22 protein-coding genes are annotated in these 19,766 nt (G+C 67.8%); 8 read left to right on the forward strand and 14 right to left on the reverse strand.

What is annotated here, in order from left to right; genetic code table 11:
* Window positions 1-27: 27 nt before the first annotated feature.
* The 3 genes from bcp to priS form a co-directional block, all read right to left on the reverse strand.
* Entirely contained in the window at window positions 28-489 is a 462-nt protein-coding gene (bcp, locus tag E6N53_RS10055) for a thioredoxin-dependent thiol peroxidase (protein ID WP_142858943.1), read from the reverse strand.
* Window positions 490-592: 103 nt separating this feature from the next.
* Window positions 593-1,525: a hypothetical protein gene (locus tag E6N53_RS10060; RefSeq protein ID WP_142858945.1), complete on the reverse strand. Its 933-nt coding sequence runs from the start codon at window positions 1,523-1,525 to the stop codon at window positions 593-595.
* Between the two features lie 30 nt (window positions 1,526-1,555).
* Entirely contained in the window at window positions 1,556-2,716 is a 1,161-nt protein-coding gene (gene priS / locus E6N53_RS10065; RefSeq protein ID WP_142858947.1) for a DNA primase catalytic subunit PriS, read from the reverse strand.
* 243 nt (window positions 2,717-2,959) lie between these two features.
* Between priS and E6N53_RS10070 the strand changes: the two genes are divergently transcribed.
* The 7 genes from E6N53_RS10070 to E6N53_RS10100 all read left to right on the forward strand — a co-directional run bounded on the left by E6N53_RS10070 (window position 2,960) and on the right by E6N53_RS10100 (window position 10,147).
* Entirely contained in the window at window positions 2,960-4,501 is a 1,542-nt protein-coding gene (locus E6N53_RS10070) for a substrate-binding domain-containing protein (protein WP_136590216.1), read from the forward strand.
* A gap of 33 nt (window positions 4,502-4,534) precedes the next feature.
* A complete protein-coding gene (locus E6N53_RS10075) occupies window positions 4,535-5,542 on the forward strand; it encodes a carbohydrate ABC transporter permease (RefSeq protein ID WP_136590217.1) in 1,008 nt (335 codons plus the stop codon).
* 1 nt (window position 5,543) lies between these two features.
* Window positions 5,544-6,521 carry a carbohydrate ABC transporter permease gene (locus E6N53_RS10080; protein ID WP_136590218.1) on the forward strand — a complete coding sequence of 326 codons (978 nt, stop codon included), beginning with the start codon at window positions 5,544-5,546 and terminating at the stop codon, window positions 6,519-6,521.
* 4 nt (window positions 6,522-6,525) lie between these two features.
* Window positions 6,526-7,704 (forward strand): ABC transporter ATP-binding protein, encoded by a 1,179-nt coding sequence (locus tag E6N53_RS10085; protein WP_142858949.1) that lies wholly within the window; start codon window positions 6,526-6,528, stop codon window positions 7,702-7,704.
* Window positions 7,705-7,888: 184 nt separating this feature from the next.
* Window positions 7,889-8,092 (forward strand): DUF8005 family protein, encoded by a 204-nt coding sequence (locus E6N53_RS10090; protein ID WP_142858951.1) that lies wholly within the window; start codon window positions 7,889-7,891, stop codon window positions 8,090-8,092.
* A gap of 91 nt (window positions 8,093-8,183) precedes the next feature.
* The gene (locus E6N53_RS10095; RefSeq protein WP_142858954.1) at window positions 8,184-9,257 is read left to right on the forward strand and encodes a Gfo/Idh/MocA family protein; all 1,074 of its coding nucleotides are present in this window, start codon (window positions 8,184-8,186) and stop codon (window positions 9,255-9,257) included.
* A gap of 56 nt (window positions 9,258-9,313) precedes the next feature.
* Window positions 9,314-10,147, forward strand: a complete 834-nt coding sequence (locus E6N53_RS10100; RefSeq protein ID WP_142858957.1) for a DUF8054 domain-containing protein — start codon at window positions 9,314-9,316, stop codon at window positions 10,145-10,147.
* 20 nt (window positions 10,148-10,167) lie between these two features.
* Here the strand turns inward: E6N53_RS10100 and trmB are convergent, their stop codons facing one another.
* Complete coding sequence (trmB, locus tag E6N53_RS10105) at window positions 10,168-11,229, reverse strand: HTH-type sugar sensing transcriptional regulator TrmB (RefSeq protein ID WP_142858959.1); 1,062 nt, start codon at window positions 11,227-11,229, stop codon at window positions 10,168-10,170.
* 144 nt (window positions 11,230-11,373) lie between these two features.
* Between trmB and E6N53_RS10110 the strand changes: the two genes are divergently transcribed.
* Window positions 11,374-12,384, forward strand: a complete 1,011-nt coding sequence (locus E6N53_RS10110) for a mechanosensitive ion channel family protein (protein WP_142858962.1) — start codon at window positions 11,374-11,376, stop codon at window positions 12,382-12,384.
* A gap of 9 nt (window positions 12,385-12,393) precedes the next feature.
* Here E6N53_RS10110 and E6N53_RS10115 read toward each other — a convergent pair whose 3' ends face one another.
* From E6N53_RS10115 to E6N53_RS10160, 10 genes are all read right to left on the reverse strand, one after another.
* Window positions 12,394-12,798, reverse strand: a complete 405-nt coding sequence (locus E6N53_RS10115) for a universal stress protein (RefSeq protein ID WP_136590225.1) — start codon at window positions 12,796-12,798, stop codon at window positions 12,394-12,396.
* A gap of 45 nt (window positions 12,799-12,843) precedes the next feature.
* The gene (locus tag E6N53_RS10120) at window positions 12,844-14,175 is read right to left on the reverse strand and encodes a bifunctional metallophosphatase/5'-nucleotidase (RefSeq protein WP_142858965.1); all 1,332 of its coding nucleotides are present in this window, start codon (window positions 14,173-14,175) and stop codon (window positions 12,844-12,846) included.
* 42 nt (window positions 14,176-14,217) lie between these two features.
* Window positions 14,218-14,424 carry a dodecin gene (locus E6N53_RS10125; RefSeq protein ID WP_136590227.1) on the reverse strand — a complete coding sequence of 69 codons (207 nt, stop codon included), beginning with the start codon at window positions 14,422-14,424 and terminating at the stop codon, window positions 14,218-14,220.
* 61 nt (window positions 14,425-14,485) lie between these two features.
* Window positions 14,486-15,151 carry a DUF2238 domain-containing protein gene (locus tag E6N53_RS10130; RefSeq protein ID WP_142858967.1) on the reverse strand — a complete coding sequence of 222 codons (666 nt, stop codon included), beginning with the start codon at window positions 15,149-15,151 and terminating at the stop codon, window positions 14,486-14,488.
* A complete protein-coding gene (locus tag E6N53_RS10135; RefSeq protein WP_142858969.1) occupies window positions 15,148-15,786 on the reverse strand; it encodes a hypothetical protein in 639 nt (212 codons plus the stop codon). Before E6N53_RS10135 ends, E6N53_RS10130 begins: the two co-directional genes overlap by 4 nt.
* An 83-nt stretch (window positions 15,787-15,869) precedes the next feature.
* Complete coding sequence (locus E6N53_RS10140; RefSeq protein WP_142858971.1) at window positions 15,870-16,826, reverse strand: metal-dependent hydrolase; 957 nt, start codon at window positions 16,824-16,826, stop codon at window positions 15,870-15,872.
* 78 nt (window positions 16,827-16,904) lie between these two features.
* Window positions 16,905-17,249, reverse strand: coding sequence for a DUF7116 family protein (locus E6N53_RS10145; protein ID WP_236639649.1), 345 nt, complete (start codon window positions 17,247-17,249; stop codon window positions 16,905-16,907).
* A gap of 68 nt (window positions 17,250-17,317) precedes the next feature.
* A complete protein-coding gene (locus E6N53_RS10150; RefSeq protein ID WP_136590231.1) occupies window positions 17,318-17,563 on the reverse strand; it encodes a DUF5816 domain-containing protein in 246 nt (81 codons plus the stop codon).
* A gap of 40 nt (window positions 17,564-17,603) precedes the next feature.
* Window positions 17,604-19,265, reverse strand: coding sequence for a thiamine pyrophosphate-binding protein (locus E6N53_RS10155; protein ID WP_142858974.1), 1,662 nt, complete (start codon window positions 19,263-19,265; stop codon window positions 17,604-17,606).
* A gap of 111 nt (window positions 19,266-19,376) precedes the next feature.
* Window positions 19,377-19,739 (reverse strand): HesB/IscA family protein, encoded by a 363-nt coding sequence (locus tag E6N53_RS10160; protein ID WP_142858976.1) that lies wholly within the window; start codon window positions 19,737-19,739, stop codon window positions 19,377-19,379.
* Window positions 19,740-19,766 lie beyond the last annotated feature (27 nt).

The raw sequence follows: 19,766 nt of genomic DNA on the forward strand, positions 1-19,766 counted from the left end.
AGACTGGAGCGGTGTCGCTCTTCTGATTTATAACTCGTCTTCGAGGTCGAGCAGGATGCCTTCCGCGTGGTCCTCCGGCGAGACGTTCTCGTACGCGCGGACGACCCGTCCGTCGGGACCGACGACGTAGGTGTTGCGGAACACCCCGTCGAACGTCTTGCCGAACATGTTCTTCTCGCCGTAGGAGTCGTACGCCGCGGAGACCTCGCCGGACTCGTCGGACAGGAGGTCGAACGAGAGGTCGTGTTTCTCGGCGAAGGCGGCGAGGTCGGAGACGGGGTCGTCGCTGATGCCGACGACCGAGATACCTCGTTCTTCGAACGCGTCGAGCGAGTCACGGAAGCCACACGCCTCGGTGGTACACCCAGGAGTGTCCGCGCGGGGGTAGAAGTAGACGACCACCCACCCGTCGAAGTCGGTCAGCGAGACTGTCTCGCCGTGTTGGTTCTGCAGTTCGAACGTCGGGGCTGTCGTCCCAGTTTCGAGCATGGTCGTACTCGCGTCGCGGATGGCAAGAACCCTGATGACTGCCGTGACCGCTTGCCGGTAGTCGCTCGGGGCAGCGACATCCGGACCCGGCTCACGGCAGTCCTCAGTCGATGCGTTCGGCCGCGTTTTTCTGCACGAGGGGGTCGGCGTTGGTCGTCGGAAGCATCACCACGTCGTCGCGCGCGAGGTCGTACTCGCGCTCGTCGACGCCGTAGACGGTCCCGACGTCCGCCGTGATGCGCAGTGTCGTCCGCGTCAGGCCGGTCCCGGCCTCGTCCGTCTCGGTCGTCTCGTCCGCGGACGACTCGTCGCCGACGGCCGAGGCCGTCGGGGCCGCACCGTCGGCCGTCGCCTCGCTGGAATCGCCGGAGGCGGCCACGACCCCCTCGGGGGGCCGGTCCCCGTCCGTCGTCTCCGTCTCCGCCGCCTCACCGGCCGGTGTCGTCTCTTCGGCAGCGGGCGTGTCCGGCGGGGCGGGCGGAGAACCGGCCTCACCGGCCGCGGACTCGTTCCCGAGCGCGTCCACGAGGAGGTCGTCCGAGGCATCGGCGGGTCGGTCACGTCCGACGTCGGACGACTGTCCCCCGGTCGCCCCCGCCTCCGGCACCGCGTCGTCGACCGGACCACTCCCGGCCGCGCTCGCCCCACCCGTCCCTTCGAGGGTCGTCATGACCGTCTCACGGTTCTGCCGGATACGCGCGACGAGGTCGTCGAACAGTTCCCGCTCCTCGGTGGTCATTCCCTCTTCGTCCGTCGCCATGTCCGCGGCGGCGAACGAGGCGTGTTTGACGACCTTGCCCACGCGACGCTCGTACAGCGCGTTCGCGACCTCCTGTGTCGACTCGATGGTGTCTGTCAGCTGGCGGACGTCCTCGGAGGCGAAGGGGTCGTCGGCCGCCTCGACGGCCCGCTCGCGCTCGTCTTTCAACTGGGCGACGTAGTCGGCGACGTCCTCGTAGAAGGAGTCCCGCAGGTGCTGGAGGCTGTCCTTCTGGCGCTCTGCCCGTTGCACACTGCGTAACTCTTCGAGGTTCATCTGTTAGGGATCATCTCGTCTCGGACCGGGTCACGACTGAACGACTTCCGCGCGCCCTCGCGCGAGGAGGAACACGCCGACGCACTCACGAACCGACACGACACCCTCCTCTACCCTAAAGCTGTCGCCCTCCATCTGCACCGGGCCGGGCTCGGTCACCTCGACCCGTATCTCCCGGTCGGTGAACGGCTCGGCCACCGCGTCGACGAGCGGGTCGAACGACTCGATACCCGCCACCGGGAGCCGGCGAACCACGAGCCCCGTCCCGCCGTGGAGGCTGCCCGGGAACCGGATGAGCCGTCGGAGGTCCGTCGTCACCGGTTCGTCGATGGGCGCCGTCTCGTCGGCGACGACCTCCCGTGCGAGTGACTCGACCAGCGTTCTGACGCCGGGGCCGCCGGCCTCGAGGTTCCCGGTTCGGACGGCCTCCGGGGTGGTCTCGAACGCGCCCAGGATAGTTCGGGCGCGCTTCTCGCCGATGCCGTCGAGTTCCATGAGCCGCGCGGTCGCGTCGGCTTCGTCCATCGCCGCGAGTTCGTCGACGAACGCGAGGAGTCGGCGGTGCGTCCGCGCCCCCCAACCGCCTTCGGTCTTGAGCATCCGGCGCGTCGTTCCCCGCCTGGTCTCCGTCCGGACGAGGCCGTCGATGTCGAGGTCGATGGCGCGCAGGTAGTCGACGACCTCGCGCCGCGCCGTCGAGTCGAGCGTCCGGACGCTCTCCTCGCGCACGTGCACGTGATATCCACGACCTCCCGAGAAGACGACCTGGAGGTCATCGTTCGAGAACCCGAGGTCGTCGGTGAGGAGGTCGACGAGGCGGACGAGCGCGCCCTTACACCGCTCGAGCATCTCCGGGTAGGGCGTCGACTCGTCGACGCCGTCGAGGTGGTCGCCGTCGAGGTCGAAGACGAGGTCGGCCGCCAGCCACCCCTTCTCGTCCATCGTTCCAGCACCGGGGGCCCGATACTCGGCGGCCGAGAAGTACACGTGTCGGGGCGCCTCGTCGGCGAGGAACGTCCCGACGTCGCCGAGGTCGACGAGCGCTTTGTGTCGGACCATCGTGGTCCCGCCGGCGGTCCACGGGATGTAGCCCCACTCGCGCGACTCGGCCGCCGGCGGGAGGTCGACGTCGGTCGACGCGTAGTACGCGCTGAACCGACGGCGCAGGAAGTCGCGGGTCGCGGGGTCCATGTCGGCGGATGTTGTCGAGAGGTCGGTAAAGTCGTTGCGTCTGCGCGGTCCGGACACCGATCCACTGAAGCATTAAGTCGTGAAGTCACATACGCCTACGGAAGGGGACTGGTTCGGGGCGGTCGGATGAGCCGGTGGCCACCTTCGGGCTCACGCGTAGTGATGACGGCGAATTTACTACAACTGCGGTAGTAACAATTACCGAAAGAATAAATAAGAGGTATACTAACACATCGAACTGTAATGGTCGATACTGAGCCACACGACAGCGAATCGGGTGTGTCGCGGCGGAGTTTCGTCAAGGCAGCAGGGGCCTCGGGGGTCGCAGTCGGGCTCGCAGGGTGTGTGAGCACCGGCGGCGGCAGTTCCGATGGTAACGGCGGTGGCGGCTCCGATGGCGGCAGCGGTGGGTCGACGGACACGCCCATCAGCACCGAGGAGCCGACCGAAGAGATCACGATTCAGTGGGCGGCGGACACGCGCGTCGCCAACGCGAGCGAAGAGATCCAGCAGGCGCTGACCGACGCGGGCCTGCCGGACAACATCACGGTCGAAATCCTCGCCGGGTCGCAGGTCACGGACAACCGCCAGTCGCAGTACCAGCAGTGGCTGAGCTCGGGTCGCGAGGACCCCACGCTCATGATGATGGACAGCGGATGGACGATTCCGTTCATCGCCCGCGAACAGCTGCAGAACCTGAGCCAGTCGCTCCCGAGCGAGATGGTGAGCGAGGTCGAAGACGAGTACTTCCAGGCGTCGGTCAACACCGCACAGGGACCGAACGGTGACCTGTACGGGATTCCGCTGTTCCCGGACTTCCCGACCATGCAGTACCGCAAGGACCTCCTTCGGAACGCGGGCTACGGCGACTCGGACTTCGAGACGTGGGCGACCGAGTCCATGTCGTGGCAGGAGTTCTCGCAGGTCACGCGGGAGGCGCTCGACGCCAACGACGTCGAGTACGGGTACACGTTCCAGGCGAACGTCTACGAGGGCCTCTCGTGCTGTGACTTCAACGAGTTCATGACCTCGTGGGGTGGCGCGTACTTCGGCGACCCCTCGCAGTACCTGTTCGGCCCCATTGGCGACCGCCCCATCACGGTCGACGAGCAGCCGGTCATCGACTCCATCAAGATGGTCCGGACGTTCATCCACGGCACGGACGACCCCGAGGGCATCGGCGGCGACTTCGCGGGGAACATCGCCCCCGAAGCCGTCCTCCAGTGGACCGAGGAGCCATCGCGCAAGCCGTTCACGAGCGGCGACGCCATCATGCACCGCAACTGGCCGTACGCCATCCCGATCAACGGGGCCGAAGACACCTTCGGCGAGGACCTCGGCGTCATGCCCATCCCCTACGGTGTCACCGCCGACGAGGCCGAGTACCCGATGACGGGTGGCCCGGTCGCCGCGCTCGGTGGCTGGCACATGACGATGAACCCGAACTCGTCGTCCGCGAAGAAGCAGGCCGCCGTCTCCGTGCTCCGCGCCATGATGAAGGAGTCGTTCGCGCTCGCGATGTTCCGCATCATCGGCTGGATTCCGCCGAAGCCGACGCTGCTCGACTCCGACGCCGCGGCGGAGGTCGACATCATCGGCCGCTACACGGAGCAGCTGAAGGTGGCCGGCGAGAACGCCATCCCGCGGCCCGTCACCGTCGTCTGGCCCCAGCAGTCGGGCCGCATCGCCAGTCAGGTCAACGCCGCCTACGCGCAGGAGAAGACTCCCCAGCAGGCGATGTCCGACCTGAAGTCTCAGCTCGAGCAGATCGAGAACAGCGCATAAGTACCCTCGGTACACTCTGTCACACGAACACACATGGCAACAGAACAACGAACCGAGGAGGGCGTTCGCACGAGCGGGGGCCCCATTACGGCGGTCACCCGCTGGATGGAGAACCTCTCGGAGGCGCAGTACGCGTATCTGCTCCTCATCCCGGCACTCTTGCTCCTGCTCGTCATCGCCATCTACCCCTTGGCGTCGACGTTCCTCATGTCGCTGTCGGCGGACGCCCTGACGGGCTCTGCTCGTCTGGGTGAGTTCGTCGGCCTCCAGAACTACGTACAGCTCCTCACGGGACAGATCGACTTCAAGTTCCCCTCGCCGTTCCTGCCCGGCGGGGGAGTCGGATTCATCCAGAGCGCACTCGGTGTCACCCTGGTCTTCACCGCGGTGAGCGTCCTGTTCGAGACCATCATCGGCTTCGGCCAGGCGTTCGTCCTCGACCAGGACTTCCGGGGTCGTCGGTGGGTCCGCGTCGCCATCATCATCCCGTGGGCCGTCCCCATCGTCATCCAGGGGATGATCTTCTTCCTGATGTTCCAGCCGAACATCGGCTTTCTCATCGGGACCACGGAGAACCCGACGCTGCTCAATCAGCTCGGCATCAGCACGACGCCGTTGCGGAACACGGTGGACTCACTCACGCTGATCATCGTCGCCGACGTCTGGAAGACGACGGCGTTCATGGCGCTCCTCATCCTGGCAGGAATGCAGAGCATCGACCGCTCGCTGTACGACGTGGCGAAGGTGGCAGGCGCCTCGCCGTGGCAGCAGTTCAAGATGATTACGTTCCCGCTCATCCTCCCGACCATCCTGGTCGCGATGCTGTTCCGCACCATCGCCGCGATGCGCGTGTACGGCATCATCGAGACGATGGCGGGCTGTTCGACCGTGCCGTCGCTGTCGTGTCTCGTCGTGACGACGTTCAACTCACGACTGTACGGCACCTCGGCGACGGTCGCGTTCGTGACTGCGGCCATCATCGCCGTCGTCGTGTCGGTGTACATCTTCAAGTTCGCCGACGCAGAGGGAGGTGCCTTCTGAGATGTCGATCGAGGACTCAACCCAGGGAATGGGCAAGATGGACGACGCACCGATCAAGCGCGGCCCGCTCGCGACGTGGGTCAGCAAGGTCATCAAGAACCCCAAGCGCGCGTACCGCGCGATGTTCTACGTCCTGACCATCTTCTTCCTCATCACGACGCTGTTCCCGTTCTACTGGCTGCTCGTGCTGGCGCTCACGCCGAACGAGGCCATCTCGAACATGGGGCTGCTCCCCAAGGGGTTCAACCCCGGCGTGTTCGTCACGATGTTCGAACGGGTGCCGTTCCACCTGTACATGTTCAACAGCTTCGTGCTCGGCATCACGACGACCGTCATCGTCCTCCTGCTGGCGTCGCTGGCAGGCTACGTCTTCGGTCGGCTTCGCTTCCCCGGGAAGAACGTGCTGATGCTGGCCATCCTGGCCATCTCGTACTTCCCGCCGGCAGCGTTCCTCATCCCGCTGTTCCAGCTCTTCACCGGGAACGTCTCACTGACGTTCATGATACCTGGGCTGCCGGAGTTGACAGTGTCATCGCCAGACACGTTCAACACGCCCATCCCGATGGTGATGCCGTTCAGCGCGCTGTTCATGCCGCTGTCCATATTCATCCTCACGACGTTCTACGGCCAGATTCCGGACGGCCTCGAGGACGCCGCGCGGGTGGAGGGAACCACCAGACTGGGCGCGCTGTTCCGCGTCATCATCCCGCTCTCGGCGCCAGGGGTCGCGACGGCGGGCGTCCTGACGTTCATCAGCGTCTACAACGAGTTCTTCTTCTCGTTCCTGATGAACAACGGTGAGGCATCCTCGTGGGCGCCCATCGTCGCTGGCATCCTGAAGTATCAGGGCCAGTTCGACACGCCGTTCAACCTCATGGCAGCAGCGAGCATCGTCGGGGTTCTGCCCGTCGCAATACTGGTCATCATCGCTCAGGAGCGTATCGTGAGTGGGCTGACCGCCGGAGCACTCAAGGAGTAATACAATGGGAGACGTCAAACTCGAGAACGTGTACAAGCGGTACGAGGACGTAACGGCAGTCGAAGACATGAACATCCACATCAGAGACGGCGAGTTCGTCTGTCTCGTCGGTCCCTCTGGCTGTGGGAAGTCGACCACGATGGAGATGGTCGCCGGGCTCACCATCCCCTCCGAGGGGAGTGTCTACATCGGCGGGCGCGAGGTGACGAACCTCCCGCCGAAAGACCGCGGCATCGCGATGGTGTTCCAGAACATCGCGCTGTTCCCGCACATGGACGTGTACGACAACGTCTCGTTCGGGCTCCGGCTGCGTGACTTCGACAAGGAGGAGATCGACCGCCGCGTCGAGCGCGCTGCGGAGATCGTCCAGATCACCAACATGCTCGACCGGATGCCCGACGAGATGTCCGGCGGGCAGCGCCAGCGCGTCGCCATCGCTCGTGCCATCGTTCGGAACCCCGACGTGTTCCTGATGGACGAGCCGCTCGCCAACCTGGACGCGAAGCTTCGCGTCCACATGCGGACGGAACTGCAGCGCCTCCACAAGGAGCTGCAGACCACCATCATCTACGTGACGCACGACCAGGCCGAGGCGATGACGATGAGCGACCGCATCGCGGTCATCGACTCCGGCAGTCTCCAGCAGATCGACCCGCCGCTCGTCTGTTACAACGAGCCGGCGAACATGTTCGTCGCGACGTTCATCGGCTCGCCGTCGATGAACATGCTCGACGGGCGCATCGGCGAGAACGGCTGGGAGAACGACAACATCTCCGTCGACTTCGACCCCGCGCAGTACGGTCTCTCGCCGGGCGACGAGGTCGCGATGGGCATCCGCCCCGAGGACGTCTACCCCGTCAACCAGGCGGGCGGCGTCGAGAGCCAGACGAAGGTCATCAACGCCGACACCGACGTCATGGAGCCGATGGGAGACGAGACGTTCGTCTACCTCCTCCTCTCGGAAGACGCCGAGGTCGACCTCGAAGAGGGCTCTGGCAGCGGGCAACTCCTCATCAGCGTCTCGCCCGACACGGAGATCGAAGAAGACGAGGGCATCGAGGTCGTCCTCGACCGCTCGAAGGTCCACCTGTTCGACCGCGACACCGGCGAAGCCGTCCAGCACGGGCTGGACACCATGACCAGCACCGGCGGTGCGGCCGAAGCGGCCGAGAGCGACGACTGACCTCGTCTCGTCGAACCGCGACTGCGACTCCACTGTCCTGTTATTTTCACCCCCTGTGAGCCACAGGACCGTGCGCCGAGCACGGCGACAGCGCACCGACCGGCGGTGTCGACGGTGCTCGGTTCCGTGGCCGCGCCGACCCCGCATGACCGAGCTATAAGTATCGCCCGTGCCTCCGGTCGGTATGGTCACGATAGAGGGGTACGCCTACCTGGGCGGGATGACCCTGCTCTTCTTCTTCTGGGCGTACGGTATCGTCCGGTTCTTCATGGACGTGAAGAACATCTACGTCCCGAAGGGCAAACAGTACGTCCGCGGGCGCCGGCGGCTCAAAGAGGAGAAGAAACAGGAAGAAGAGCGCGAGGAGAAGGAGCGACAGCTGTACTGAGCGGTCTCGCGCCCCGCCGTGGCGTGCGAACGACTCACAGGACCGCCTGCAACACACAACACGTAACCACCTTCCCCGTTTCGGGTGAGCTATGACCTCCAGCGCAGACGGACGGGTTCGAATCGGCATCGTCGGCCTCGGCAACATCGGCACCTACCACGCGGAGTTCCTGGCGGACGTCGAGGCCGCAGCCCTGGTCGCTGGCCTCGACATCGACGCGGACGCCCGTGAGTCGTTCGCCGAGACGTTCGACGTCGACACGTACGCCGACCGCGGCGACCTCTTCGACGACGTCGACGCCGTCATCGTCACCACGCCGAACCGCTTTCACGAGGACTACGCCGTCGCCGCGCTCGACGCCGGCGTCGACGTCCTCCTGGAGAAACCGCTCGCACACACCCTCGAGAGCGCAGAGCGTATCGCCGCCGCGGCGGAAGCGAGCGACGCGCTCTGTATGGTCGGGTTCAACAACCGCTTTGCGAACCCGGTCGAAGTGCTGAAACACGACCTCCGCACGGGACGGTTCGGCGACGTCACACACGTCGAGGCGAACTACGTCCGCCGTCGGGGAATCCCCGGCCGCGGTTCGTGGTTCACCTCGAAGGAGGTCGCCGGCGGCGGTGCGCTCATCGACATCGGCGTCCACGCCATCGACCTCGCGCTGTACTTCCTCGACTTCCCCGAGGTGGTCGAGGTGTCGGGGACGACCCGCGCGGAGTTCGGCATCCACGACGAATACGCGTACCTCCGGCAGTGGGGCGCAGACCACGGTCCCGGCGGGTTCGACGTGGAGGACTCGGCGACGGCGTTCATCCGCTGTGCCGACGGCCAGACCGTCTCGCTCGAGGTGGCGTGGGCCGCGAACCGCCCCGACTCCGACGAGTTCGTCATCCGCGGCACCGAGGCCGGTGCGACCCTCGACCGGGGGGACCACGAACTCACCGTCTACGAGGCGGGTATCGGCGGTGCCAACCACTTCTCGACGACGGACGTCGAGACCCAGGAGGCCGTGACCCACCAGCAAGAACAGCGGGCGTTCGTCGAGGCCGTCGACCAGGGTCGACTCGAGCGGAACACCGTCGACCAGGCGCTCGCGGTCCAGCGGGTCATCGACGCTATCTACCGCTCGGCGGCACACGGGAGCGCCGTCAGGCTCGACGACTGAGCCGGCGTCGCCCCGAGAGAGACAGCTTGAAACGGCCGGCTCACCCATCCCACACCATGTCACCGTCAGCGCTCTCGCGCCTCCGCCGCCCGGAGTACACGGGGGAGAACCGGTGTTGGCCGTGTACCGTGTTGAACGTCGCGCTCGTTGCCCTCGGGAGCGCCGCCGTCGGCCTCCTCTCACCCGTACTGGGTGCGCTCTCTCTTCTCGGCGGCCTCGTCCTCGTCGCGCTCCGTGGGTACGTCGTCCCGTCCACACCCGAGTTCGCGCCGCGGGTCGCCGCGGCGCTCCCCGTCGACCTGGGCTTCCACCAGCACCGCACCGACGGCGGCCGGACCTCCGAGTCGCTGACGGGTGCCGACGAGGTCGACGGCGAGACCCTCGTCCGTCGACTCGCCGAGGCCGGCCTCATCACCGCCGACGAGTCGGGCGAACTCTTCCTCGCCGCGGAGACCCGCCGGACGTGGGAGGCGGGGATGCGACGCCTGCGCGACGTCTCCGACGACGAACTGGCCGCGGCGACGGCCTCGGCCGCGCCGTTCCCCGCCGAGGGTCGAGTCGAGGGTGACTGGGTCGTCGTGACGCGGACCGGCGACGCGGACGGAACGGCTATCGACGGCGACGAGGGCGACGAGGTGTGGCTCTCGCGGGCGCACGCCGTCGCGGACACGGCCGCCGTCGCCGCGATGGGCGACGCGGTCGACGCGGAGACGGCCGCACAGGCCGCGATGCCGTTCCGTCTGTTCATCGAGACGTGTCCGCTGTGCGGCGGCGACACCGAAGAGACCGTCGTGCGCGAGTGTTGCGGGGGCACCCAGGGCGTCTACGACAACCCCGAGACACCCGTCCTCGCGTGTGTGGCGTGTGGCGAGGTCCTGTACGAGTTCTGACGGCCGCGTCCCGAGGCTCGCTACTCGAACGCCGACCGGTCCGGAACGCCCTCTCTCCCCAGGAGAATCTCCTGTGCCTCGACGGATTCGAGCGCGGCGACCAGCCCACCGACGTCGACGGGGCCGTCGGCGGTCTCGATGACGAACGACGCGACCTCTTCGGACTCCTCGAAGGTGTACGTCTCGACACGGCCTTCGACGACGACGGTCTCGCCGGTCTCGACGTCGCGCCCGGAGACGGAGGCGTAGAAGGGGCCCTCCAGCTCGCGAACGTCTTTGACCGCGCGGCGAATCGAGGCGTAGCGGCGGGGGAACGGCCGCCGCTTGCCGTCCGCGGCGAGCGTCTCGGCCGTCGTCCACAGCACGGTGCCGAAGAAGCCGCTCACGAGGAAGCCGAGCGCGGAGCGGTTGAAGATGACGCCGTAGCGGTCACGGTCGTCGCGGAGGGCGTCCTGCGTCGCGTAGATGGAGTAGTCGCCGTCGGCGACCGCCAGGACGGGCGTCGTGATGCCGCGGCGGGCCCGTGCGACGGTGGCGACGTCGAGGTAGTCGAACTCGCTCGGGTTCGGGGCGCGCGAGGCAGGGGTGACGAGCAGGTCGATGCTCACGCCCGCGTCGATCTGGGCGGCGAGGTCGTCGCGGAACCGCCGGAGGAGGTCGGGTGTCAGCGAGAGGACGAGTTCGTACTCGGCGGTCTCGATGATCTCCTCGATGTACCGCAGGATGGTCGACCGGGACTTGACGAGCGTGACGGCCTCGGTGTCGCGAGCCGGCGCGGTGTAGCGCGCTCCGAGTTCGGTGACCAGTTCGTCCAAGGAGCTCTGGATGCTCCCGAAGGCGTCGTCGGGGTCGACGGCGACCACCTTCATCGGACGTGACTCGCGGAGTTCGACGAGCCCCCTGTCGGAGAGCGAGCGGACCGTGTCGTACACCCGCGGCTGTGGGATGTCGGTCCGGTCGGCGATCTCGCTCGCGGTCAGCTGCCCGTGTTCGAGGACCGCGAGGTACGCCTCGATCTCGTACTCCCCGAGGTTGAACCGGTCGCCGACGCGCTCCATCGTCGTCCGCAGGTCGTCTACCATACCGTGACGGTCGCGCGTGGGGGCCTAAAGGATTTATTATAATTCGAGTAGCACGGCGTTACAGAAACTCGTTCTCGGAGCGGCGTTCTCGTCGCTCCGGGCCGCGAGGACAACCCTTTTTTGTAGATGCGCCGAGCGTTCCCCATGGACCCCCTGGCCGTGGCGTTGCAGGCGACGGACGAGCCCACGCTGGCGGACGTCTTGCCGGGGTGGGCGCAGTTCCCCGGGTGGCGGCTCATCGTCGTCGTCGCCATCCTCGGCATCGGGGCGTACGTCTCGAAGTATCTCGTCCGGCTCCTCGGTCGGCCCATCGCACGGCGGTTCGAGCGCCAGAGCGTCGCCCAGACCGCCCTCAAGGGCGCGCGGGTGGTGACTATCCTCCTCGCGGGCGCGTTCGCGCTCAACGTCGTCGGCATCGAACTGGGGAACATCGTCCTCTCCGTGACGGTGCTTTCGGCGGTAATCGGTATCGTCCTCGCGCCAATCATCGGGAGCGCCATCAACGGGCTGTTCATCCTCGCCGACCAGCCGTACGAGATCGGCGACATGATCGAACTCGACGACGGACGGCGCGGGTTCGTCGACGACATCACCCTCCGCTACACCAAGATGTTCACGCTCGACAACACGTTCCTCGTCATCCCGAACTCCACGATTCGCAACCGCGACGTGGTCAACTACTCCGCGGAGGACGAGCGGACCCGGCTCACCCTCGAGGTGCTCGTCACGTACGAGTCGGACCTCGACAAGTCACGGCGACTGCTCGAACAGGCGGGGCGACAGTGTGACATGGTCATCGAGGGGGGCCCGGACATCCGCATCGGAAGCGCGCGCTACCCTGCGAAGCCGACGGCGTACATCGGACAGTACGCCGACCACGGTATCACGCTCTCGCTCCGCTACTGGGCGAAGAAGCCGTACAAGCTCGGGACCGTCCGCTCGCGCGTGCTGACGAACCTCGGGCGGCTCCTCGAGACCGACGGCGAGAACGTCGAGATGGCCTACCCGCACCAGCACCTCGTGTTCGACGAGACGAGCGGCGTCGCACGGGTAGAACTGGGAGACGGCCGTGAACGAGCGCGTGACGACGGTGAGCGTACGGACGCCGACCACGACGGCCGACAGCCCCTCACGCAGTCCGACAGCGACGGGTGACCCGCGCGCTCACTCGGCGCGGACGGTGACGACCTGACAGTCGAGTTTCTGCTCTAGAAACGTCTCGATGTCGGGGTCGTCGAGGAACCGCTTGACCATGGTTCGCCAGCGCGAGGCCTGCTGGGAGCCGATGACGACGATGTCGGCCTGTTCGGCGGCGACCTCTTCGAGGATGGTCTCCTCGACGAGAAACCCCCGTCGGACGACGTACCGGGCGCGGTCGATCTGGCCGACGGCGCGCTCGGCCGCCCGTTTGAGGTCCGCACGGGTGACTCCCCGCGAGTCCTGATAGAGGTCGACGTGGAGGACGGTGATGTCCGCGTCGTTCTCGCGGGCGATTCGAACGGCCTCTCGCAGTGTCGCTTCGGAGGGCTCCGACAGCGGATACCTGACCGGAACCACGACGCGCGTCATGTCCGGGGCAAAACGCCCCGGTAGCCTGAACGTTTCCCTTGCGGTTCATTTCGGGAGCCGTCCGTCGACGCACGCGTCGACGCCCTCCGAGCGCGCGTACGCCCAGAGCACCTCGTACTGGATTCCGACCTCCCCGGCGCGGTGGCGCTGGGCCAGCGTGGGGAACTCGTGGTCGGTGTGCAGCAAGTAATCGGAGGTCCCGACGGTGTACGTCCTGTCGGGGTCGAGCGGTTCGCCGCCGACCGAGACCTCCGTCGTGCCGTTCGCGACCGCCACCGAGACGCCGCTGACGTGACCGTGCCACCAGTCGGGGTCGCCGAACGAGAGGTTCTCTCCCGCCGACTCGGCGAGGATGGCTTCGAGTTCCGCGCCCGTCACCTCCGCGGTGACGACCTGTTCTTCGAAGGGGACGAGGCTCACGAGGTCGCCGGTCGTCACCGCGCCCACGAGCGGTGGCCCGTCGCGGAGGCCGCCGCTGTTCTGCAGGCCGACGTCGGACTCGGTCGCCCAGCGGTAGGCGTCGGCGACGAAGTTCCCGACGCGACACTCCCCGCCGAAGACGGTGTCGCGGTCTCTGGCGAGGGGTTCGTCGACGTGGGCGACCACCTCGTCGAAGCCGGCCGCGGCGACCCGGTCGCGGAGCGCGTCGACGAGCGGTTCGTACGGCTCGGCCGCGTCGGTGTCGTGGAGTGTCGCCGTCCCCGTCGACAGGTCGACCTCGCAGACGGCCTCGCCGTTGACGCCGGGGCGCGTACAGCGTGTTCCCCCCACGAGTTCGTTCCGTCGGCTGTGGACGTGGCCGCCGAGGACAACGTCGACCCCCTCGACGGCGGCGAGGTCGTCGTCGCCGGCACCGAGGTGCGAGAGGGCGACGACGTGGTCGACGCTGCCGAGCGAACTGACCGCCTCGCGCGCCGCCGCGATGGGGTCGACGAACGTCACGTCGGCCGCCATGGGGTTGAGCGAGCCGGTCGCAGGGTCGGTGACGCCGAAGAACCCGACGCGCTCGCCGTCGACTCGGGCGACGGCGTGGGGGACGACGCCGGCATCGCGCCCGAACGGCCGCCCGTCGAGTCGGGCGTTCGCGCTCACCCACGTCGCTTCCGAGTCGGCGACGATGTCGAGCGCCGCGTCGGGACCGAAGTCGAAGTCGTGGTTCCCGAAGGTCTCGAAGGCCGTGTCGACGGCGTCGAAGAGGTCGAGCGCCTGGCGACCGCGCGACGCGAGCGCGACGACGCCGGGTGCGGTGTCGTCCCCGGTCCCGACGACGAGCGAATCGCGGTCAGACAGCGCTCGGAGACAGCCCGCGAGGCGACCGGCGCGAACGGGGTCGTCGTAGACGTTCTCGACGTCCGAATACTGCAACAGCCGGACCATCTCTCTCCCGGAAGCGGGTCGGCGGCAAAAAGGCGGCGTTGTCTACTGCGGTCCTTCGAGTTCGAACGCCACCGTGACTTCGGCCTGGTACTCGCGGTCCTCGACACTGGCGATCTCGACGCCGAGTTCGTCGACCTCGACCCAGTGGACGTTGTCGAGGGTGTCGTTGGCCCGGTCGATAGCGTCGTCGACGGCGGCGTCGAAGCTCTCCGCGCTGCGGCCGATGAGTGTGATCTTCTTGTAGACCATACTGACACGTTCGGGGTACGGGGACAAAAAATCACACCCCGACTGCGGGGTGTCTCGACGACTACGCTTCGTCGGTCCGCCGCTCCAGATGGCGGACGAGCGCGCCGACGACGTCGCTCAGGTACGCGCTGCCCCAGACGGCGACGACGAGACCGCCGATGATGTCGAACACGAGGTCCAAGAGGGTGTCTTCGAGTCCGTACTGGGTGAGGATGGTGGCTCCGCCGAAGACCGAGCCGAGGCCGCCGACCGCGAACTCCAGCACCTCCCAGAGGACGCCGAACGCGACGACGAACAGGAGGATGAAGACGAAGATGAACCGCGGGGGGAGGGTAACCTGCTCGCTGTGGAGGTCGATGGCGCGGACGGTGGCGTAGCCCGCCGCGGCGACGACCGAGGACGAGAGCGCGTGGGTGAGGTGGTCCCACCACCAGACGCTCTGGTAGAAGCTGAGCTGTGACCCGGGGAGCCCCACGGTGCCGAGCGCGTGGAGGAACACGGCGGTGGTGATCCACAGGGTCAACCTGGCGTCCATCGGGATGCGGTAGTCGCGTTCGAGCGTCGCCGGCAGGTAGGTCACCCCGAGCGCGATGGCGCTGTTGGCGATGATACCGACGTTGCCGCGGTCGAGGCCGATGAACACGAGGCCGACGAGGACGACCTGCATCGCTCGGGTGAGACGACGCTGGGTGTCGGGGGCGAGCGTGACCCTGTCGCGGAGCCTCACGCGTCTGCCACCTCCTCCGCAATACCGCGCGTGCGTGCCCGACGGCGGAAGTAGTACTCGAAGAGGACGCCCGCGAAGACGCCGGCGACCGTCGCGGCCACGAAGTCCCACATGAGTTCCCGCTCGATGACCGCCTCGGGTCGACCGTCGAGCAGGAGCGCCGTCCCGAGGAAGAGGTCGGCCGCCCACTGGGCGACGGCCCAGATGCCCGCGGCGGCCATCGTCGTGACGACGACGAACAGGAGTGCGAACGCCTCGTTCATCCGGACCGGAGTGAACACGTCGAGTTCGACGGCGATGACGAGCGCCACGGCCGCGACGGCCAGATACGTCGTCACCCGACCGGTGAGGGTGAACTCGCCGACCCGCTGGCCGACGATGAACGTCCGCCCCACGACGGGAAACGACGCGAGAAGCAGGACCTCCCACGGCAGCATCACCAGCGGGTTCCCGTACCGGGCGGCGGGAATCACGGCGAGGACGGCGAGGACGGCCGTGAAGCCCGCCCAGACGACACTGCCCCAGGCGGCGTTGATGCCCACGGCGGCGACGAGGAGGGCGACGAGAACCCACGCGAGCACCGCGTTCAGTCGTTCGCTCTCGACGACTGCCCGGAGCCCACTGGTTCGCGACATACCTCACACACGGCCGGATGGGGACAAACCCCTTTCGCCACGCGCAGGTCACACAGCGCGCGAGCGCCCACCCGGTCTCCTCGTCACACGACGAGATACGCGACGGCGTACGCGGCCCACGCGACGGTCACGGCCGCAAGCGCCGTGAACAGCGCCGTCGTCCGGTCGGGGACGGACAGCCGGCGCTGGCGGTCCGCCCGGAGGTGGACGCGGGGCATCACGCCGACGGCACCGACCGCGACGACGCTGAAGACGAACGGGTACGAGAGGTCGAGCGTCGGCGGTGGGATGAGAAAGACGCTGAGGGCGTACCCTACAGCTACGGCGACGCGCGGCGAGACGAGGTCGCCCAGTCGCAGCCCGGCCCCGTCGACGAGGACGGTGACCGCGAACCAGACCGCGAGCAGTTCGAGCGCACCCGCCGCGAGGAGGTGAAGCGTCGGGTCGCCCGCGAGCGCGACCCGCTCGGCGAGGAGGACGACGTCGAGCGGATAGAGCAACGCGGGCGGCGTCCCCGTGAACAGGTCGCCGAACGGGTGCGACAGCAGGCCGAACGCGGCAGCGCCGGCGAACGGGCCGAGGGGAAGCGCCGTCCGCCGGGCCGTCTCCCGCGCGACGACCACCGCGCTGGCGACGAACAGCGCAGTGACGGCACCCCCGAGGACGCCGGTGTCGAAGCCGACGCCGGCGACGAGGCCGCCACCGAGGCCGAGCGCGGCGACGGACCGCGGTCGGGGGCGAGCAGACCGCGTCCCGGCGTACCAGAGCGCGGCGACGCCGGCGACGACCGCCGCGACGACGAGCGAGTGGGTCACGCCGCGATGGACGACCGTCGAGGTCGACCAGAACGCCGACGCGAGCGCGAACGCGTCGAGGCGGGCACCGAGGAGACCGACCGGCGCGTAGAGCATGTCGACGTCGGGAATCGTCGCGAACGCGGCCGCGACGAGGCCGAGGAGGAGTGCCTCGCGGCGCTCCGTACGCCGGCGGGACAGTCGGGTGACGACCGCGAACGCGAGGGCGGCGTGGCCGACGAACATGGCTACCGTTCGCGTCTCCGAGTCATAAATCGAGTGTGAGAACGAGTCTCGCGGCGAACAGCGGGCGACTCCCGCTGCTTACGCCGGTGCCGTCTCGACGCCACGGACGACGTCGTACTCGTCGGAGTCGCGGTCGACGCCGATGACCGCCCACTCACAGTCCGGTGCGGCGCGTCGGAGTCGGTCGACGAGTTCCCCTGTCCGGTCCGTCCAGGTGACGAAACACTGGAACCGATAGTCGCCCTCGCGAACGGTCCCGCCGTCGGGCACGGCGCGGTCGGCATCACCGCCGAGTGCGGTTACGCGGACGGTCCGCCACTTGCGTTCGGCCAGTAGCTCCGGGCCATTCCCCGACACCTCGTATCCGAGTCGTCGGAAGATGGCCCGCGCCTCCTCCACAGGCGGCATGGTAACAGGGGCCATGTGGCTACCGATACCACTCAGGCTATGATAAATCTTGTCACGATTCTCACAGGCTGCGACGAACGGGGCTACTCGTGGGCTGCGTCCCACTCCTCGGGCTTGCGGACGTTCCGACACTCGTTGCACTCGATGCGCCCCATCGTGTCCATCGCGGTGTCGAGCGACCCGCAGTTACCACAGCGGTACCCCCACCGCGTCTCGCGGTCGGGCGTGACGTAGACGACGTAGAAGGGTCCCTTCGACCCGCGCTCGACCTCGTCCTGTGCGACGTACACCGTGTCGCCGGCCTTCGTCTCCGTCGCTTCGAGTTGCATACCCTCTGAACGGCCCCGAGGCGTTATATACTGTCGGCACTCAGGCGTCGTCGGTCACCGGCACGTCGACGAGAGCCGGCCCCGCGTGGGCGAGCGCCCGTTCGAGCGTCGCGTCGAGGTCGTCGACCGAGTCGACGCGGAGTCCCAGTGCACCGTAGCTCTCGGCGCTCTGTACCAGGTCGACCGGCGGGTCGAAGTCGACGCCGTCGTACTCGTAGTCGTCTGGCCGCCCGCCCATGAGCAGCGCCGTGTTCTCCTTCAGGATGCGGTAGTTGCGGTTGTCGGGGACGACGACGGTGAGGTCGAGGTCGTACCGCACCGCAGTGTAGAGCGCCTGGGGGTAGTACAGGTACGAGCCGTCGCCGACGTAGCCGACCACGGGCCGGTCGCGTCCGGCTTCCCGCTCGGCGAGCGCGACACCGACCGCCGCGCCGACGCCGAACCCGAGGCTCCCGCCCTTCTCACCGACGAGTTGTGTCCGCTCGAAGGGGAACGCCGCGTGCAGTGCGGGGCTCGCCGTGATGCCCTCGTCGACGACCACGGCGTCGGGCGCGACGCGGGCGAGCGCCCGCGCCAGCCCCGTCTTCGTCACGGTGTCGTCGACGGCGGTGGGCGCGTCGCTCTCCGCACCGCCCCACGTCCGGGCGGCGTCGAGCCGACGAGCGCGCTCGGCCTCGTCGATGCGACCGCCGAGCCGTTCGGCGAGGTCTGCGAGCACCTGCGCGGGGTCGCCGAGGACCGCCACGTCGGCGGGGGCGTGCTTGCCGAGTTCCCACCCGTCGTTCGTCACGTGGACGCAGGTGGCGTCGTCGGGGACCAACGGTTCGGTCGGTCGCGAGACCGTCGTGTTGGTCGAACAGCCCACGAAGACGAGCGTGTCGGTGTCCATCGCGTCGGCCGTGTACGACGCCCGCGTCGACAGTGGGCCGTGCCACTGCTCGTGCCCGGCCGGGAAGTTCACCTCGCTGGCGAGGATCTCGCCGTGGACGCGCGCGCCGGCGGCCTCCGCGAAGTGGACGGCGGCTTCGACACCGTCGCTTCGGGCCACCTCGTCGCCGAGGACGACGACCGGTTCCGTCGCCGATGCGATGGCCGCGGCCGCGTCGTCGATGGCCGCGCTGTCGCCGCGGCCGGCGGTCGGGATGGGGCCCAACCGCTGTGGGTCGGCGTCGGCCTCGGCCTGCTGGACGTCGACGGGGAGCGCGAGGAAGACGGGACCGGTCGGCGGCGTCAGCGCGGTTCGGACCGCCCGTCGGAGCATCGTCGGCAGCGCGGCGACGTCTTTGACCTCCGCGGCCCACTTCGTGTACTGCTCGGCGAGCGAGACCAGATCACCCGAGAGGATGGGCTCTTCCTGCTGGAAGTCGCGGTGGTGGGTGCCCGCGGTCACGAGGAGCGGCGCGCCCGAGAAGTCGGCGTTCAGGAGGTTGCCGAGGCCGTGGCCCAGCCCGCCCGCGAGGTGGAGGTTCACGACGCCCAACGGACACGTCTCGGCGTCGACGTGGCTGTCGTAGCGCCGCGTCATCGCGTAGCCGGTCGCGGCGGCGACGGCGACGTCCTCGTGGAGGCCGAGCACGTAGTCGACGTCGCTCGCGCCGACGGCCTGCATCAGCGGGAGCTCGGTCGTCCCGGGGTTCCCGAACAGTTGCGTGACGCCGTACGATTCGAGCGCCCTGACGAAGAAGTCTGCACCCGTGGTCATGGCTGAGGGTCACGGCTCCGCGTGAAATAGGTTGGTCTTCGCGGGGGCAACCGGGACAGTCAGACGAGAAGAGCGACGAGCGGGGACGGCGCGCCGTGCAGCCGGCTCGACTCAGGTCCGGAACGACTCGCCGCAGCCGCACTCGCTCACGACGTTCGGGTTCTCGACGTGGAAGCCCGCCGCCTGGAGGCCGCTCTCGTAGTCGAGAGTCGAGCCGCCGATGTACTTCTGGGAGGCCGGGTCGACGAAGATTCGGAGTCCGTGGTGTTCGGTCACCGCGTCGTCCGACTCGGGTTCGTCGTCGAACCGCATCCCGTACGAGAGTCCGGCACAGCCGCCTTGCTGGACGAACAGACGGAGTCCCGCGACGTCCGTGTCGAGACCCTCGCCCTCCAGGAGGGACAGCGCCTCGGAGGCCGCGGCTTCCGTCACCCTGACGGGCGTCTCTTCTCCGTGAGCCGCTTCTGCGCTCATGCGTGTAGGTTTCACACCCAGTGAGTT

The organism is Salinigranum halophilum (assembly GCF_007004735.1).
Lineage (GTDB): Archaea > Halobacteriota > Halobacteria > Halobacteriales > Haloferacaceae > Salinigranum > Salinigranum halophilum.

Excerpts from the sequence above, each read along its gene's own strand:
- bcp (WP_142858943.1), bottom strand. The coding sequence starts at position 489 with ATGCTCGAAACTGGGACGACAGCCCCGACGTTCGAACTGCAGAACCAA.
- E6N53_RS10060 (WP_142858945.1), bottom strand. The coding sequence starts at position 1,525 with ATGAACCTCGAAGAGTTACGCAGTGTGCAACGGGCAGAGCGCCAGAAG.
- priS (WP_142858947.1), bottom strand. The coding sequence starts at position 2,716 with ATGGACCCCGCGACCCGCGACTTCCTGCGCCGTCGGTTCAGCGCGTAC.
- E6N53_RS10070 (WP_136590216.1), top strand. The coding sequence starts at position 2,960 with ATGGTCGATACTGAGCCACACGACAGCGAATCGGGTGTGTCGCGGCGG.
- E6N53_RS10075 (WP_136590217.1), top strand. The coding sequence starts at position 4,535 with ATGGCAACAGAACAACGAACCGAGGAGGGCGTTCGCACGAGCGGGGGC.
- E6N53_RS10080 (WP_136590218.1), top strand. The coding sequence starts at position 5,544 with ATGTCGATCGAGGACTCAACCCAGGGAATGGGCAAGATGGACGACGCA.
- E6N53_RS10085 (WP_142858949.1), top strand. The coding sequence starts at position 6,526 with ATGGGAGACGTCAAACTCGAGAACGTGTACAAGCGGTACGAGGACGTA.
- E6N53_RS10090 (WP_142858951.1), top strand. The coding sequence starts at position 7,889 with ATGGTCACGATAGAGGGGTACGCCTACCTGGGCGGGATGACCCTGCTC.
- E6N53_RS10095 (WP_142858954.1), top strand. The coding sequence starts at position 8,184 with ATGACCTCCAGCGCAGACGGACGGGTTCGAATCGGCATCGTCGGCCTC.
- E6N53_RS10100 (WP_142858957.1), top strand. The coding sequence starts at position 9,314 with ATGTCACCGTCAGCGCTCTCGCGCCTCCGCCGCCCGGAGTACACGGGG.
- trmB (WP_142858959.1), bottom strand. The coding sequence starts at position 11,229 with ATGGTAGACGACCTGCGGACGACGATGGAGCGCGTCGGCGACCGGTTC.
- E6N53_RS10110 (WP_142858962.1), top strand. The coding sequence starts at position 11,374 with ATGGACCCCCTGGCCGTGGCGTTGCAGGCGACGGACGAGCCCACGCTG.
- E6N53_RS10115 (WP_136590225.1), bottom strand. The coding sequence starts at position 12,798 with ATGACGCGCGTCGTGGTTCCGGTCAGGTATCCGCTGTCGGAGCCCTCC.
- E6N53_RS10120 (WP_142858965.1), bottom strand. The coding sequence starts at position 14,175 with ATGGTCCGGCTGTTGCAGTATTCGGACGTCGAGAACGTCTACGACGAC.
- E6N53_RS10125 (WP_136590227.1), bottom strand. The coding sequence starts at position 14,424 with ATGGTCTACAAGAAGATCACACTCATCGGCCGCAGCGCGGAGAGCTTC.
- E6N53_RS10135 (WP_142858969.1), bottom strand. The coding sequence starts at position 15,786 with ATGTCGCGAACCAGTGGGCTCCGGGCAGTCGTCGAGAGCGAACGACTG.
- E6N53_RS10140 (WP_142858971.1), bottom strand. The coding sequence starts at position 16,826 with ATGTTCGTCGGCCACGCCGCCCTCGCGTTCGCGGTCGTCACCCGACTG.
- E6N53_RS10145 (WP_236639649.1), bottom strand. The coding sequence starts at position 17,249 with ATGGCCCCTGTTACCATGCCGCCTGTGGAGGAGGCGCGGGCCATCTTC.
- E6N53_RS10150 (WP_136590231.1), bottom strand. The coding sequence starts at position 17,563 with ATGCAACTCGAAGCGACGGAGACGAAGGCCGGCGACACGGTGTACGTC.
- E6N53_RS10155 (WP_142858974.1), bottom strand. The coding sequence starts at position 19,265 with ATGACCACGGGTGCAGACTTCTTCGTCAGGGCGCTCGAATCGTACGGC.
- E6N53_RS10160 (WP_142858976.1), bottom strand. The coding sequence starts at position 19,739 with ATGAGCGCAGAAGCGGCTCACGGAGAAGAGACGCCCGTCAGGGTGACG.